Origin of the sequence: Ureibacillus suwonensis (assembly GCF_042655065.1) — a bacterium.
GTDB classification, from domain to species: domain Bacteria; phylum Bacillota; class Bacilli; order Bacillales_A; family Planococcaceae; genus Ureibacillus; species Ureibacillus suwonensis.
Genome location: NZ_JBHSNQ010000183.1, coordinates 1 through 14,838, shown reverse-complemented (window position 1 = coordinate 14,838; position 14,838 = coordinate 1). Strand labels below are relative to the sequence as shown.

The window sequence follows — 14,838 nt, the reverse complement described above, 5'->3', positions numbered from 1 at the left end:
GTAAAAAGTATCGTGAAAATTTTTGATTCATAGGGAGACAGCATCCTTCGTAAACATAAATGGCTGCTGCTCCTTTATTTTGTGCAATGAAAGAATTTCCATACATAGCAGGTGAGATTATGAAATTTGTATCATGGAATGTCAATGGGATACGGGCTTGTTTGAAAAAGGGGTTCTTGGATTATTTTAATCAAATGGATGCGGATTTTTTCTGCATCCAAGAAACAAAATGCCAGGATGGACAAGTAGAGTTGCCGCTTGAAGGCTATCATCAATTTTGGAACTATGCCGAGAAAAAAGGATATTCCGGGACGGCCGTATTTACAAAGCATATGCCTCTTTCAGTCAAGTATGGTGTCGGTGAAAGAGATTCGGAGCCAGAAGGACGAATTATCACTTTGGAATATGATTCATTTTATTTAGTAAATGTTTACACACCAAATTCCCAGAGAGATTTGGCGCGGTTGGACAAACGATTGCAATGGGAAGATGAACTGTTTATTTATTTGAAAGAATTGGATGGAAAAAAACCCGTTATTTATTGCGGCGATTTGAACGTGGCCCATCAAGAAATCGATTTGAAAAACGCAAAATCCAATATTGGAAATTCCGGATTTACTTTTGAAGAAAGGGAAAAAATGACAAGGCTATTATCGGCCGGGTTTACCGATACGTTCCGATTTTTGTATCCAAATCGGAAAGATGCCTATACATGGTGGTCATATATGAATAAAGTAAGAGAACGGAATATTGGATGGCGCATAGACTATTTTATTGTTTCTGATCGGATTAGGGAGGCTGTCGTTGACAGTGAAATCCACTCGGAAATTTTGGGAAGCGATCATTGCCCAGTTGTCATGGAATTGAATGAATCCCTGATGCATTTTAAAAAGGTGGAATGATCATCAACCACACTTCAATAGGTCTAATAGCACAGGAGATGTTCAATCCAATATGGAATCAGCGCTGAAAAAAGAATCTAATAACGAAAAATGTTGTTAAAGACCTATATGTTTTTTAGAAAATTAAGAAAAATAGTCCTCTTACTATTGAGTATTTTGTATTAAATGTATATAGTTATAAATATAAAATACTAATTTTGAATAGGGAGGGTAAATATGTCACGACAAAAGTTGGTGAACGTCATGGAAGAAATGGTCAGTGGTCTTGTCCGGTACTTTTTGCGCAGTCCTGATTATCAAACATTTTGCAATTGTGATGAATGTGAATTGGAAGTTGTGGCAAAAGCGCTGAATAATTTACCTCCGTATTATGTAGCGTCCAAAACCGATCGGGAAAAAATCTTCAATGAATTGAAAGTTTCGAAAAACATTGAAACCATCAACAAAGAAATCATCCGCGCCATCTATGATGTTGGAAAAAGAAGAAACCATGTGGTATGAAAAGCCCAAAAAGTGATGAAAAACTTTTTGGGCTTTTTGCTTTTTGGAAAGCCTTTAACTGTTACATTTTTTCCTTATATTGTAGTAAACTGAATATGATAGATGGAAAGTGAGGGGTCATGTTATGCCTACACCAAGCATGGAGGATCATATCGAACAAATATATTTATTAATTGAAACAAAAGGATATGCCAGGGTGTCTGACATAGCGGAAGCTTTATCGGTTTTGCCTTCCTCCGTAACAAAAATGGTGCAAAAATTAGATAAAGATGGGTATTTAGTATATGAAAAGTACAGAGGGTTAACACTAACACCAAAGGGAGAAAAGCTTGGGAAGAGGCTGGTGAAAAGACATGAGCTTCTTGAACAATTTTTGCGTCTCATTGGTGTTGATGAAGATAAAATCTACCAGGATGTGGAGGGGATCGAACATCATTTGAGTTGGAATTCCATCGACCGCATCGCCGATTTGGTCCAGTTGTTAGAGGAAGATAAAGAAATCGTAAAAAAGCTTGAAAAAATGAAACAACAACAATAATGATTGGTGGAAGGAAAGCGATAATGGAAGAATTGAAAGCTGGTCAAGCAGTAGAGTTAACAGTCTTAGAAAATGCCGGGTCGCGTTGGATTTTAACCGATGGCAATACGGAAATTCCGTTGAATAGCTCGGAAGTCACTACACCCCTTGAAGCCGGGGATCGTATAAAAGTATTTTTGTATGCGAATCGTCGTGGAGAGCTGTCAGCAACGACATTTATACCGCATATTGTGCAAGGAACCTATGGCTGGGCAAAAGTGATGAAAGTGACAGAGGAAGGTGCCTTCGTGGATATCGGCACTTCCCGGGAAGCGCTTGTAAAAGCCGAGGATTTGCCCAAACTGCGCTCACTTTGGCCAAAAGCGGGAGATCATTTATACATCACCTTATATACAAACCGAAAGGGAGAATTATTTGGCCGCCTCGTTACGGAAGAAAAGGTGAATGAACTGTATGAAGAAGCTTCGGAACAGTTGTTTAATAAAAATATAAAAGCGCGGGCCTATAGGCTTTTGCCGGTTGGGTCTTTTTTGTTGGGAATTGATATTCCTTACCGCATTTTTGTGCATCACAGCCAAATGGAGGCTGAACCAAGGTTAGGTCAAGATGTGGAAGTACGGATCATCGGAGTAAAAGAGGACGGAACAATGAATGGCTCATTGCTTCCGCGCAACTATGAAAGATTGGGAAAAGATGCCGAAAAAATTTATGAATACTTGAAAAGTGTGGGAGGCAAGATGCCGTTCAGTGATGAATCGACTCCGGAAGAAATCAATGCTATGTTCGATATGAGCAAAGGGGCATTCAAAAGGGCATTAGGCGTTCTGATGAAACAGAAAAAAGTGAAACAAAAGGATGGTTGGACAGAACTTATATAGCGCTTCTATGAATACACAAAAGGACGATGACGGAAACCTTTTGTGTTTTTTGTCGTACTAATTAATGGCAAACCTGAAAGGATAGGTTTGAAAGGAGAATGATCAATGAAGAGATGGCTGTCTATTCTTGCCGCATTGTTTTTGGTGGCATCGTTTATTCCTCGACAAGCATTTGCAGCACCCAAAGCGATTAATGAAAAATTGGGAGTTCCAATTGTAGTTTATGGAGCAAACCTTTCTGATTCTGAAAAAGAAAAGGTAAAAGAAGTTTTGAGAGTAGATGAAGAACCGGAAGTCGATGAAATTACGGTCTCCGGCCAGGACTTGGCAAAATATATCAGCAATAGCAATCCAAATGCCCGGATGTATTCCTCCGCAAAAATTACCCGTGAAGAAGAAGGGAAAGGTCTTACCGTAAGCATTGTGACGCCTGAAAATATTACAGAAGTGACTTCTGAAATGTATGCGAACGCCATGTTAACAGCCGGACTCAAAGATGCAACGATCGAAGTGGCAGCACCCAAACCGGTAACAGGACATTCCGCTCTTGTCGGAATTTACAAAGCTTATGAAGTAAAGACAGGGGAAACATTGGACGTAGAAAGAACAGATGTTGCGAACGATGAATTGCAAGTCGCAACGGAACTGGCGGATAACGCCAATATCACAGATGAACAAGTGGCCCAATTATTGACGGAAATTAAAAAGCAAATTGCCGAAATCGATCCTCAGACGAGAGAAGAAGTGGAACAAATCGTACAAGATCAACTATCAAAACTGAACATTGAGTTGAGTGATGCCGACCGTCAAATGCTGATTGATTTAATGGACCGCATTCGCAAATTGGACATCGATTTTTCCCAATGGAAAGACCAATTGTCAGATTTGAGTTCAACAATCGAAGAAAAGCTGGGATTTTTGAAAGATGAAGGATTTTGGGAAAAAGTGAAAAACTTCTTCAATAAATTGATCGATACGATTTCATCATGGTTCTCCTCCAAGGAAGAAAAATCAAATTAAATTACAATATCCACTCCCTGTGATATAGTAATTTCAAAAGGGAGGAATGTGAATGGAGTTCAAACTTGTTGAAAGAGGAACGAACTATTTTGCTTTCGAGTATGAAGAAAATGGGGAAATGTTGGCTGAAATCACATGGAATGAGCATGATGGAACGATGGATATGACCCATACTTTCGTTTCTCCTAAACTCCGCGGCCAAGGGGTTGCAAAAAAGTTGCTTGAGAAAGCCGTGGCCTATGCAAGGGAGCATCAATATAAAATGAATCCAATCTGCTCCTATGTGGTGGCTGAATTCCAAAAAGGTGAATATGACGACGTAAAAGCGTAAATGATAAGTGACATAAGAACAGTTTTGTTTTTATGTCACTTTTTTATTGTTCAGAATGAAAATAAGAAAGATGGGAAAAAGTAAGTAATAAAGATGGAAAGGAGAAAAAACATGGCAAAAGGGAAAGGCGTCTTGATGACTGCGTTTTTGGCGGGTGTGACAGCCTATTTGAGCAAAAAAGAAAATCGTGACAAAACGGTGAGGATGATAAAGAATATGAGATCCACTTTCTCAAAGGAAACCGACTTCGGTGAAAAAAGATATAGCAAAACCAATAATAATGATTTGAGGGAAATTGCGGAAACGGCAGCGGATGATACGGAAACAAAAATCAGAGAAAATAATATGATCGCTGAAAGCGGGTTGCAAACAGCCGTTATTTATTACAATGAAAACAATCAGGAAGTGCAATAGCCAAATATTAATAAGAAATAACAAATAGCCGCAACAGCTATTCATTGTGCGGCTATTTCGTTTTAAAAGTATCTTGCAATTTCCCTTTAATTCAATGGAATGATGCCTGTAAACGAAACCTTCCTTTGGATCCCCGAATTCTTCATAAATCCATGAAGGAGAAGTTTTGCAACAGTTCCTCTTGAAAGCGCACAGCCCCAACTGGAAATTCCTCATCAACGCAATTCCGATACATAGCGCATAAGTAGAGATACTTGATGAAACATGCGGTCCAGCAAAAAAATAGGACAAACCAAAATGTTGGCTTGTCCTGTTAAGGTGTGCAGTGATTATTTAACTTCTACATTTTTTTTCATTGTATTGTTTTTCAAAAGATTGATGTGCCAGCTTAATGCTTCCTCAAGGATATGAGGAGTTTGGGAATTGCCTGTTGCTTCAACAGCGCGGTTGTAGTAATCCCATAATTGATCTTTGAAGTCTGGATGTGCACAGTTTTCAATGATCAATGGCACACGTTCTTTTGGAGCAAGACCGCGTAAATCGGCAATACCTTGTTCAGTCACGATTACATCAACATCATGTTCTGTATGGTCAACGTGTGAAACCATAGGAACGATGGATGAAATAGCGCCGCCTTTTGCATAAGATTTTGTAACGAATACTGTTAGGCGGGCATTTCGGGCGAAGTCGCCGGAACCGCCGATACCGTTCATCATTTTTGTACCTGCTACGTGTGTAGAGTTTACGTTACCATAAATATCCACTTCAAGAGCGGCATTGATTGAAATTAATCCGAGTCGGCGGACAACTTCTGGATGGTTGGAAATTTCTTGTGGACGTAAGCAAATTTTATCCGCATATTTTTCAATGTTGCCATATACTTTTTGTTGTGCTTCAGCAGTTAAAGTAATGGATGTTGCTGATGCAAAGTTTACTTTTCCAGCGTCAATCAAATTAAATACTGCGTCTTGCAGACATTCAGAGTATACTTGCAGATTTTCGAATTCAGATTCTTTGAAGCCGTCCAATACAGCGTTTGCTACTGAACCTACACCTGATTGGATTGGCATTAATTCGTTTGTCAAGCGTCCAGCTTTGATTTCAGAACGGAAGAAGTCAAGCAATAGATCTGCCATTCTTTGTGTTTCTTCATCTGGCGCTACGATTAATGAAGGGGCATCTGGCTCTTCGGAAATGACAATCGCTTTAATTTTGTCAAGGTCAACGCGGATACCTTTTTCACCGATGCGTTGATTTGCATTTGTAATAGGAATCGGTTCACGTTTACCTTGTGGACCTGGTACATAAATATCATGAATACCGATTAATGTATCAGAGTGTGAAATATTTAATTCAAGAATAATATTTTCAGCGTATTGAGCGAAAATCGGTGAGTTACCTACAGAAGTTGTCGGAATCAATAATCCGTCTTCAGTAATCGCACAAACTTCGATAATTGCATATTTAATAGGGCCGATGATTCCTTGGCGAACCAATTCGGCATTGTGGGAAAGGTGGGCATCTACATATAAAATGTCCCCTTTATTGATAAGGTTGCGCATCGCTTTTTCACCTTGGTATGGCCCACGTTTGCGAATAACGCCCGCCTCAGCTAAATAATGGTCTACTTCAGGTCCAAGGGAAGCACCTGTATAGACGTCAATTTTGAATTTCTCTTTTTTCGCCCGTTCAACAAGAGCTATCGGAACAACTTTCGCATCCCCAGCACGTGTAAAACCGCTCAAGCCCACAACTGCGCCATCAGGAATAAGGGCAGCTGCCTCTTCAGCAGAAACAATACGATCTCTTAGTTTTGGTACACCAATTCTTTTTTCAATGATTGAATCCATAGTATCCTCCCCTTTATTTGTTATACAGAGAAAACTTTGTAAGAATTTTCAGTATATTGGGCGAGCAATTAAACTGCGCTCAAGAGTAAATTAATAATAGCACGTCTTTGTCACACAATCTTCATGTGTTGCATGAAAATGCTTAATAAAAGTATTAACGAGAAAATACGAGATCTTTCGACAAATATATTATTTTGGAAAACCAAGATTCGGTAAACTTAATAACAAATTGAAAGGACAAAAAAATCACCATTTTCCGTTTCGGAAAAATGGTGATTTTTTTACCATAGAAATAGAAAGAGAAGCCATATATATTTGATACCAAATCAGAATCCCAATGAACGACGGAAGTAGCTTGCATATCTTTGGCTTACAGGAATTCTTGTTCCATCTCTCATCACTAAAAGGAATGTCGAATGGGAATCAGGTTGAATTTCATCGATAAAATCAATATTCACAATGTAAGAGCGATGGCAACGAATGAAATGGTCGCTGGACAGGAATAACTCAAGATCGCTGAGATTTAAACGATGGAATCCTTCTTTATCCATTGTTTTGACGAAAGTTTTGCGAAGTTGGGTTTCCAAATAAACAACTTCATTATGTTTGATTGGGTACCAGCAGTCATCGATTTTAATTGTGATGTAGTTTGTCAAAAATGGTGATGGCTTTTGAGGGAAAATAGCAGTGACTGCCCCTTTAATTTCTCCTTCAGTGATTAAAGGGATGCTCATTCCGTAGTAAGGGACTCCAAAAACATCCGATTCGATGTAAGTGTTGATTTTTTTTCCGTACTGTATCGCTTTATAGGCAGCAGAACCTTCTTTGATCGGATCACCAGGTTTAATTTTCAAGTCTACAAGTTTACTTGGCTGATAATATATATATTCTTTAGTATCTGAAATAGCGATGGATGTATTTTCCGGGAAGAATTCTTTAATCACATCCATAATTTCTTCTATTTCTTTTGGATCCACTTTTAAACACCTCGTTTGTCCACATTAATGTTTTAATATTTTTATTTTACTACATATTTTTAGAAATGAAATAGAGAAGAATGTATAATTGTGAGAACATTTTGTAATGAAATTTATTTTTTCTTGAACAATAGCATAGTTTATTTTAAAACATTTTAGCAATATTTTTTTAGTATTTTTTTATGCATTTATGATATTTTACATAGTGTAAACAATATATAATATTTTTCAGTAATTTAATTTGCTAAATAGTGTTGAAAAAAAAACGAAAATTATGGTAATATTCACTTTAGTTATAAATAATTATTTAAATTTTTGAATTTTTTTGCGATAATAGATAAAATTTTAGCATTTTATACTCAAAAAGGCACCTTTCGCATGTTAAAATTTTTTTATTTTTATCAGATTTACGCTGAATATACCAGTATAGTGATTATGGACATATGATGCAAATTTCATTCTGAAGAAAGATGGGGTTAATGATGCAGTTACAGCAACATTCAATTTCTGAAACAATTTCGAAACGATATTTTCAGGAAATTGATAGTATTAATCAATATAATGGGATTGAAGACTTTTTTAATATTGAATCAAAACTGTTGTTTGAAATATTTCATTTAGAGGCGGAAAAAGCAAAAAAGTCATTGCATGAAATTATTGATATTTTATCGATTCGTTTTGGAAAACAAGTCATTAAAGAAGTAAGAAATTATTTTATGACCCTTTCGTCCATAGTTGCTAGAAAGCTTATGGAGAACCAAGTGCCTTCGAAAAAAGCTTTTGCCTTTAATGTTGCTTGCATTGACATGATTCAAAATAAAATGAAGGATGCGGAATTTTTACAATTTGCAGATGAGTTGATCGACTTCTATGTAAGTTTTATCGCCGACCGGAAACAGCCTACATTCCGCCATCAAACAGTCAACAAAGTCATCATGTACATAAATGATGAATTGGAAAATGACTTGACGGTAGAAAGTATCGCACAAAAATTCCACATTAGTACAAGCCATCTTTCCCGCATTTTCCGAGAACATGTCGGGATCACGTTGGTGGAATATTTAAATGTGAGAAGAGTTGAAGAGTCGCAATATTATTTGAGACATACGAATAAAAGCATCACTTCAATTTCTGAACAATTTCATTTTTGCAATCAAAGCTATTTTACTCGAATTTTTAAGAAGTATACGGGAGTTACGCCAAAACACTTCAGAGATGAATTGCATCATGAATTTTATCGATTCGAATTTCCGGAAACAGCGAATGTCGAAAAAGAAAAATAAGATGCTGTTCATTTTGACACCTGCTATTTGAAATTATAATGTTTATTCCGTATACTTCAATTTAGTGAAAAATAATTAGTAGGTGGAAAAATGAAGAAAATAATGTTATTTTTACTTTTCGGCATTGCGCTGTTTGTTTTGTCGGGGTGCCAAGCAGTTGAAAATCAAGAAGGATTCTTTTACCACACATTTGTCAAGCCGATGGATTGGTTATTGAATACGTTGGGCGAATGGTTCGGCGGCAGTTACGGATTGGCCATCATTGCGATTACAATTTTTGTCCGCCTCATTTTGATGCCTTTTATGTTGCGCAATTATCGTCAACAATCCATCATGAAATCCAAAATGGATATCATCAAACCGAAAATGGATGAGATCCAGGAAAGATTGAAAAAGGCGAAAACAAAAGAAGAACAAATGAAAGTGCAACAGGAAATGATGGCCTTATACCGCGAACACAATATCAATCCATTGAATTTAGGTTGCTTGCCTATTTTGATTCAAACACCGATCATCATGGGATTATATTTTGCCATCCGCTATTCCGATGAAGTGCTGTCCCATAAATTTTTATGGTTCAATTTAGGAAACCCTGATCTCATTATTACAGCCATTGCGGGACTTGTTTATTTCGTTCAGGCAAAAGTCTCATTATGGACAGTTCCGGAAGCCCAAAAGCAGCAAATGAAGATGATGGTTTATATTTCGCCGATCATGATTGTCGTTTTCTCGCTTTCATCAATGGCTGCTTTACCTTTATATTGGTCTGTCAGCGGTTTATTGCTTATATTCCAAACTTACTTGGGAAGAAAATATTATTCCGAACATCCTGTTGAACAAGCAAAATAAGCACAAAGGTCGAGTCTTTACGGCTCGGCTCATTTTTTTGCAGTAAAACTATGAAATTAGTGATAAAATAAAAGAGCAAATTTTTCAGATAGGACGGAATCAGGTGATGATATGAAAAATAACAAAAAGAATTATATACTGATCGGTTCATTGCTTGTGGCGGTGGTTGCCATCGTGGCGATTATATTGGCCGTCAATATGAACCGCGATGCAAATGAGTCATTGAAGGATGAGGAAGAAAATGTTGCCGTAAGTCCTGAAGAAAAAGAAAATGAGGCAGATAAAGAAGAACCTCAGGAAGAAAAGGACAAATCCGGCGAATTGCAGGAAGAAGCCACTCCTTCAAAAGAAGAACCGCAGGAACAACCGCAAGTCAAACAGCCGGAACAACAACAACCTAAAACTGAACAACAGCAAAAAGAGCAGGGAACAAAAGGGAACAACGGATATATTGAAGGTCAACAACTTCCAACTAAGCCGACGTATATTCAAGGCGTGCTGATCGCCAATAAAAAATACCCGCTTCCAAAGGATTTTGCTCCAGGGGAAAACAAAGAAGCCCGGGCAGCCTTTGAAAAAATGGCGCAAGATGCAAAAAAACAAGGATTTGAGTTAGTGGCATTCAGCACCTATCGTTCTTATGAATATCAAGCGACGCTTTATAACAATTATGTAGCGAGGGATGGAAAAGAAAAGGCGGACCGCTACAGCGCGCGTCCAGGATATTCCGAACACCAGACAGGGCTCGCCTTTGATATTGGAGAAAAAGGGCGGGAAGATTTATGGTTGGAAGAAGCATTTGGAGAGTCGCCTGCCGGCAAATGGCTTGCTGAAAATGCTCATAAATACGGATTCATATTAAGATATCCGAAGGGGAAAGAACATATTACAGGCTATATGTATGAAGCATGGCATTTCCGTTATTTAGGAGTGGAGCTTGCCACGAAAGTAAAAGATTCCGGACTGACATTAGAAGAATATTTGGGGATTAATTAATAAAAAGAATTCGTTTTTCCAAGGGGAAAAGTCCCTTTTGGAGAAACGAATTCTTTTTTATAGGATCGGGGAGAGCAGCCTTGAAATGGATTCTTTGAATTTAATGCCATATGAACGGTTATCATAATGCTCCAAAGTCAATTCCCGGGAATCCAAAATATCCTTTTCAAAGATTTCGGCCAATTCATGGGAAATTTGACGATCATAGATAAATGCATTAACTTCAAAGTTCAATCTGAAACTGCGGACATCAATGTTGGCAGTGCCGACTGAAGCGGCTTCGTCATCGATGACGATCATTTTCGCATGAATGAAACCTTTGTCATAAATATAGACTTTCGCCCCTGCCTTCAACAATTCACCGATGTAGGAATACGTGGCCCAATAAACGAACATATGGTCAGGTTTGTTTGGAATCATGATGCGCACATCAATCCCGGAAAGGCTGGCGACTTCTATGGCATTCAAGAAACTGTTATCCGGAATAAAATAGGGGGTTTGTATATAAATATACCGTTTCGCTTCCATCAATAATTTCAAATAAGCATTTTTAATGGCAGGCCAATCCGTATCCGGGCCGCTGGAGATGATTTGCATTGCCACATCCCCTTTTTTCGGGATGGCCGGAAAATAGCGTTCCGCATATTCGATTTTATGTTCGCTCGCCTGGTTCCAATCCAATATAAACCGCGTTTGAAGAGGATGAACCGAACTGCCTTCAATGCGCAGATGGGTATCTCTCCAATAACCGAATTTGCTGTTCAAACCGATATATTCATCACCGACATTGAATCCGCCAATGTATCCGATACGGCCATCAATCACCACGATTTTCCGGTGGTTTCTGAAATTCAGCCGCGGATTCAGTAGGGGGAAAATGGAAGGGAAAAAGACTTCAACTTCTCCGCCCAATTCAATCAGCTCTTTAAATTGTCTTTTTTTGATTCCCCTTGACCCCATTTCATCGTACAGGATTCGGACCTTAACCCCTTGTTTTGCTTTCTTTTTCAGCACATCATAAATTCTTTGCCCTAAATTATCGAGCTTAAAAATGTAATATTGTATGTGAATATGATCTTTGGCATTGGAGATATCATTGATCAAAGATTGGAATTTTTCGACCCCATCATCAAAGATCCGGATCTTATTGTCTTGGGTCAGGACTGCGTCTCCGGTAATCAGGTTCATTTGAATGAGGTTTTTATAATTTTTCACATAGTCCTCATTAAAATGAAAAGTATCACTTTCAAGCGCATCAATTTGATACTTAATTAAATTGTCGATGCCAATATCCTTTTTGCCATCCCAGCGGAACAAATGCTTTTTCCGCAACTGTCTGCCAAGCATTAAATATAAAATAAATCCAAGTAACGGCAGGAAAAATAGCACAAGAATCCATGCCCAAGTGGAAGATGCATCTCTTCTCTCCAAAAAGATAATGGTGATGGCGAGAATAATATTTAAAACAAATAAAATTGGAATGAAAGGAATTGAATTAATGATGACACTCATTCCATACCCACCTACTCCCCCGCATTATTATATATCATTATAACTTAATTACCATTCAAATAGAAATTATTGGTATATAAAAAGGCAACCTTCTTTTCAGTTGGTTGCCCAATCATCAGTATTGTTCAGTTTGCAAATAAATATCAGTAAAGTCACCTTGGGCGAGCTTTTTGCTATTGATAAAAAACTTGATGATTCCCGAGTCTCCCCACATGATGTTTTGTTCATCATCCGAAACGATTTGTAAAAGCAGCGTATCATACCGCTTTAGAAGGGTTGAATGACTTCTGGTATCGTAGTGAATAAAGTATGGATAACCGCCGATTTTATGTTCCGCTCCCAAAAAATGTTCAAAGTAGTGTTCTTCAAGAGTGCGTCCGTCATGAAGACGCTTCGTAAGATCACCGAGGCCGATATATTTTTTCAGCCGATAATCCATGGCGGAGACAGGTTCGATCGAATTGATAAATCGAAGCGCCATCGGGTGTTTAAACGGGGAGTATGTGGTTTTTGGCAAGAACGAAAAATCGGTGGCCAGTTCCTTTTCGGGCAAAATGGTTGGAAAATACCGCACTTTAAAATATTGCTGAAAAATTTCTTCACCCTTCTGATATGTAACAAAAGAAGGGGAGATGAAAAATTGTAAAATCCCTTTTGAAGGAAAAGGATGAAATGAATGAACTTGTTCAAAATTTATTTGGGCAAGGAAAATCAAATGATTTCCATCAATGTCTTTAGGATAGTGCATTGTTTTTGGCAAGTACGGAATCCCGGAAAATTTGCTGTCCGTAAGACCGGTTTGTTGTATTTTAGGATAGATATTAATCGTTTTCAACGATGATGCTTCAAGTCTTGTTCGGATTCCTTCAAATTGGGATGGCAGAGGGAATGAATGTAAAAAGTCCAAGTTTGATCCTCCAACATAATTTTTATATTCTTATAACCGTTTATAAAAAATATATGCACCATTTAACATGTTTTTTAAAATTATTGATAAAAAAGCGCCTGGAGAATCTAGGCACAGATCAGTTTTACAAATTTTTTTAAGATAAGTTGTTTCTGAATGGAGTTTATCCAATCAACCTTCATACTCTGCACGAAGAGATTTCTTTGACTGTTTGAAGAAGAAAATTAAACCGATTACAATCAGGGCTATCACTGTTGCAACATAATAAGTCAGATTTGTTCCGAAATTAAATAATCCGGTAAAAAACAGCGGGCCGATAATTCTTCCCAAGTTATCCATGGAGTAGGAAAGTCCGGAAGCGAGACCATACTTTCCGCCGGATTCTTTCGTCGTTAAAGAAACGACACAAGTTCTGGCTAATGCATTTCCTGCTGTGAAGACACAGAGAGCAACACCCGCCATTACCAAACCGGATGTCATGGTGATTAATACCAGTCCGATGGCAGAAATGATCTGAGCTGCAAATAACCATTTTGTTTCAGTACCATCTTTGATTCGACGAATGATGCCTCCTTGAACGAATGCATCGACGAATCCGCTAAACATAAATAAAGATCCTAATTGCGACGGTGTGATATCGATGCGATCAATTTGGAAAAGCTGGAATGTGGCTTCTACACCGGCTAAGATGAATGTAACGAAAAATGAAAAGAAGAATAAATAACGGACACGATATTTAAAAAGTGTAGATGCCCCTTTTGGAAGCAGTTCCCGTTTCGTTGCCTCCCCTTTTCTTTCCGGCTCTTTCAACAAAATCAGTGCAATAATAAAGAGAACGGCAATCAATGCGGCAGAAATTGTAAACGGCAAGTGCAGTTGAATTTCACCGAGCACACCGCCTACAGCCGGTCCGAAGATGAATCCAAGACCGATCGTCATTCCCATAAGTCCCATGTATTTGTTTCGGTTTTCGTTTGTGGAAACATCGCTGATATATCCAGTAACGGAAGTATAGAGCGCACCAGAGAACAAACCGCCAATAAAACGGGAAAGGTATAAAATGAATAAATGATCGATAAATAGGCTGAAAATAAGAAAACTTAAACTAAAACCGACCAAACCTACCAGTATCAATGGCTTTCTTCCGATTTTATCCGAAATGTTTCCCCAGAAAGGGGCCGTGAAGAAGCTGGCTAATGCATAAACCGTCAATAATCCGCCTACATGAACATCATTCCATTGATTTTCCACAACCACTTCCGGCAAAACAGGAATGATGATTCCAAAGCCCAAATAGACGAGAAATTGTATGGATAACAATAAGGATATATTTTTCATAATCTTCCTGCCTTTATTTTTTTATTTTTTAATTAGTATGAACATGTACATTGTAACTTTACCTTTTTTTGAAAACAAGTAAATGGTATACTGTAAAAAATCCCCTTTTTCATAAACTTGTAATATATTTGAAAAATATAAAGGAAGATTATCATGTTACAATAACTTGAAGATGTAGTGCGCGAAACTTTTCCACTATTTGAACGTTATTTATAATATATATTTTTAAGGGATAGGTGGTAGGTATGGCGAAGGACGTGGATTTGAGGAAAATCGCTTTGAAATTATCAAAAACAGGTGTAACGGTAACAGTAACGAAATCACGGTTGGAATTGTTGAAAGTATTGGCACCACCAAAAACAACTACCCAATGTTAATTCGGATGAACAAAAATAAAAATTCCCGCATAGCGGGAATTTCAGACTGTCGACAAACCCCAACTCAAATGCTTCATTTGAGTAGGGGTTTGTCTTTTTTTGCTCATCATTTTCTAAGATTCTTCTCTTATTTAGGCTGGACATGGTCTTTTCCATGTCCAGTTT

The 14,838-nt window shown here is 37.9% G+C and carries 16 protein-coding genes; 11 read left to right on the top strand and 5 right to left on the bottom strand.

Going from position 1 to position 14,838, the window contains the following annotated elements:
• Positions 1–119: 119 nt before the first annotated feature.
• The 7 genes from ACFPOH_RS14225 (at position 120) to ACFPOH_RS14195 (ending at position 4,584) form a co-directional block, all read left to right on the top strand.
• Positions 120–902 carry an exodeoxyribonuclease III gene (locus tag ACFPOH_RS14225; RefSeq protein WP_390310312.1) on the top strand — a complete coding sequence of 261 codons (783 nt, stop codon included), beginning with the start codon at positions 120–122 and terminating at the stop codon, positions 900–902.
• 216 nt (positions 903–1,118) lie between these two features.
• Positions 1,119–1,403, top strand: a complete 285-nt coding sequence (locus ACFPOH_RS14220; RefSeq protein ID WP_342471040.1) for a late competence development ComFB family protein — start codon at positions 1,119–1,121, stop codon at positions 1,401–1,403.
• Positions 1,404–1,527: 124 nt separating this feature from the next.
• Entirely contained in the window at positions 1,528–1,941 is a 414-nt protein-coding gene (gene mntR / locus ACFPOH_RS14215) for a transcriptional regulator MntR (protein ID WP_342471041.1), read from the top strand.
• A 23-nt stretch (positions 1,942–1,964) separates the two neighbouring features.
• Positions 1,965–2,819, top strand: a complete 855-nt coding sequence (locus ACFPOH_RS14210; RefSeq protein WP_342471042.1) for a CvfB family protein — start codon at positions 1,965–1,967, stop codon at positions 2,817–2,819.
• Between the two features lie 105 nt (positions 2,820–2,924).
• Positions 2,925–3,839, top strand: a complete 915-nt coding sequence (locus tag ACFPOH_RS14205) for a DUF1002 domain-containing protein (protein ID WP_342580551.1) — start codon at positions 2,925–2,927, stop codon at positions 3,837–3,839.
• Positions 3,840–3,891: 52 nt separating this feature from the next.
• A complete protein-coding gene (locus ACFPOH_RS14200) occupies positions 3,892–4,170 on the top strand; it encodes a GNAT family N-acetyltransferase (RefSeq protein ID WP_342471044.1) in 279 nt (92 codons plus the stop codon).
• A gap of 111 nt (positions 4,171–4,281) precedes the next feature.
• A complete protein-coding gene (locus ACFPOH_RS14195) occupies positions 4,282–4,584 on the top strand; it encodes a hypothetical protein (RefSeq protein ID WP_342471046.1) in 303 nt (100 codons plus the stop codon).
• 329 nt (positions 4,585–4,913) lie between these two features.
• Here the strand turns inward: ACFPOH_RS14195 and ACFPOH_RS14190 are convergent, their stop codons facing one another.
• Both ACFPOH_RS14190 and ACFPOH_RS14185 read right to left on the bottom strand, forming a co-directional pair.
• Positions 4,914–6,434, bottom strand: coding sequence for an acetyl-CoA hydrolase/transferase family protein (locus tag ACFPOH_RS14190; protein WP_390310310.1), 1,521 nt, complete (start codon positions 6,432–6,434; stop codon positions 4,914–4,916).
• Positions 6,435–6,760: 326 nt separating this feature from the next.
• A complete protein-coding gene (locus tag ACFPOH_RS14185; protein ID WP_342471049.1) occupies positions 6,761–7,411 on the bottom strand; it encodes a LytTR family DNA-binding domain-containing protein in 651 nt (216 codons plus the stop codon).
• 482 nt (positions 7,412–7,893) lie between these two features.
• Between ACFPOH_RS14185 and ACFPOH_RS14180 the strand changes: the two genes are divergently transcribed.
• From ACFPOH_RS14180 to ACFPOH_RS14170, 3 genes are all read left to right on the top strand, one after another.
• A complete protein-coding gene (locus ACFPOH_RS14180; protein ID WP_342471050.1) occupies positions 7,894–8,694 on the top strand; it encodes a helix-turn-helix transcriptional regulator in 801 nt (266 codons plus the stop codon).
• Between the two features lie 90 nt (positions 8,695–8,784).
• The gene (gene yidC / locus ACFPOH_RS14175) at positions 8,785–9,543 is read left to right on the top strand and encodes a membrane protein insertase YidC (protein ID WP_342471051.1); all 759 of its coding nucleotides are present in this window, start codon (positions 8,785–8,787) and stop codon (positions 9,541–9,543) included.
• Between the two features lie 111 nt (positions 9,544–9,654).
• Entirely contained in the window at positions 9,655–10,539 is an 885-nt protein-coding gene (locus tag ACFPOH_RS14170; protein ID WP_342471052.1) for a D-alanyl-D-alanine carboxypeptidase family protein, read from the top strand.
• Between the two features lie 57 nt (positions 10,540–10,596).
• Here the strand turns inward: ACFPOH_RS14170 and cls are convergent, their stop codons facing one another.
• The 3 genes from cls to ACFPOH_RS14155 all read right to left on the bottom strand — a co-directional run bounded on the left by cls (position 10,597) and on the right by ACFPOH_RS14155 (position 14,299).
• Complete coding sequence (gene cls, locus ACFPOH_RS14165) at positions 10,597–12,051, bottom strand: cardiolipin synthase (RefSeq protein ID WP_342580549.1); 1,455 nt, start codon at positions 12,049–12,051, stop codon at positions 10,597–10,599.
• 115 nt (positions 12,052–12,166) lie between these two features.
• Complete coding sequence (locus ACFPOH_RS14160) at positions 12,167–12,958, bottom strand: YwqG family protein (RefSeq protein WP_342471055.1); 792 nt, start codon at positions 12,956–12,958, stop codon at positions 12,167–12,169.
• Between the two features lie 171 nt (positions 12,959–13,129).
• Complete coding sequence (locus ACFPOH_RS14155) at positions 13,130–14,299, bottom strand: MFS transporter (protein WP_342471221.1); 1,170 nt, start codon at positions 14,297–14,299, stop codon at positions 13,130–13,132.
• A 242-nt stretch (positions 14,300–14,541) separates the two neighbouring features.
• On the opposite strand from ACFPOH_RS14155, the gene ACFPOH_RS14150 reads away from it, so the two are divergent.
• On the top strand, positions 14,542–14,673 hold the full coding sequence (locus tag ACFPOH_RS14150; RefSeq protein WP_342471056.1) for an Lmo0850 family protein: 132 nt from the start codon (positions 14,542–14,544) through the stop codon (positions 14,671–14,673).
• Positions 14,674–14,838 lie beyond the last annotated feature (165 nt).

Coding starts and splice junctions, on each gene's coding strand:
- ACFPOH_RS14225 (WP_390310312.1), top strand. CDS start 120: ATGAAATTTGTATCATGGAATGTCAATGGGATACGGGCTTGTTTGAAA.
- ACFPOH_RS14220 (WP_342471040.1), top strand. CDS start 1,119: ATGTCACGACAAAAGTTGGTGAACGTCATGGAAGAAATGGTCAGTGGT.
- mntR (WP_342471041.1), top strand. CDS start 1,528: ATGCCTACACCAAGCATGGAGGATCATATCGAACAAATATATTTATTA.
- ACFPOH_RS14210 (WP_342471042.1), top strand. CDS start 1,965: ATGGAAGAATTGAAAGCTGGTCAAGCAGTAGAGTTAACAGTCTTAGAA.
- ACFPOH_RS14205 (WP_342580551.1), top strand. CDS start 2,925: ATGAAGAGATGGCTGTCTATTCTTGCCGCATTGTTTTTGGTGGCATCG.
- ACFPOH_RS14200 (WP_342471044.1), top strand. CDS start 3,892: ATGGAGTTCAAACTTGTTGAAAGAGGAACGAACTATTTTGCTTTCGAG.
- ACFPOH_RS14195 (WP_342471046.1), top strand. CDS start 4,282: ATGGCAAAAGGGAAAGGCGTCTTGATGACTGCGTTTTTGGCGGGTGTG.
- ACFPOH_RS14190 (WP_390310310.1), bottom strand. CDS start 6,434: ATGGATTCAATCATTGAAAAAAGAATTGGTGTACCAAAACTAAGAGAT.
- ACFPOH_RS14180 (WP_342471050.1), top strand. CDS start 7,894: ATGCAGTTACAGCAACATTCAATTTCTGAAACAATTTCGAAACGATAT.
- yidC (WP_342471051.1), top strand. CDS start 8,785: ATGAAGAAAATAATGTTATTTTTACTTTTCGGCATTGCGCTGTTTGTT.
- ACFPOH_RS14170 (WP_342471052.1), top strand. CDS start 9,655: ATGAAAAATAACAAAAAGAATTATATACTGATCGGTTCATTGCTTGTG.
- cls (WP_342580549.1), bottom strand. CDS start 12,051: ATGAGTGTCATCATTAATTCAATTCCTTTCATTCCAATTTTATTTGTT.
- ACFPOH_RS14150 (WP_342471056.1), top strand. CDS start 14,542: ATGGCGAAGGACGTGGATTTGAGGAAAATCGCTTTGAAATTATCAAAA.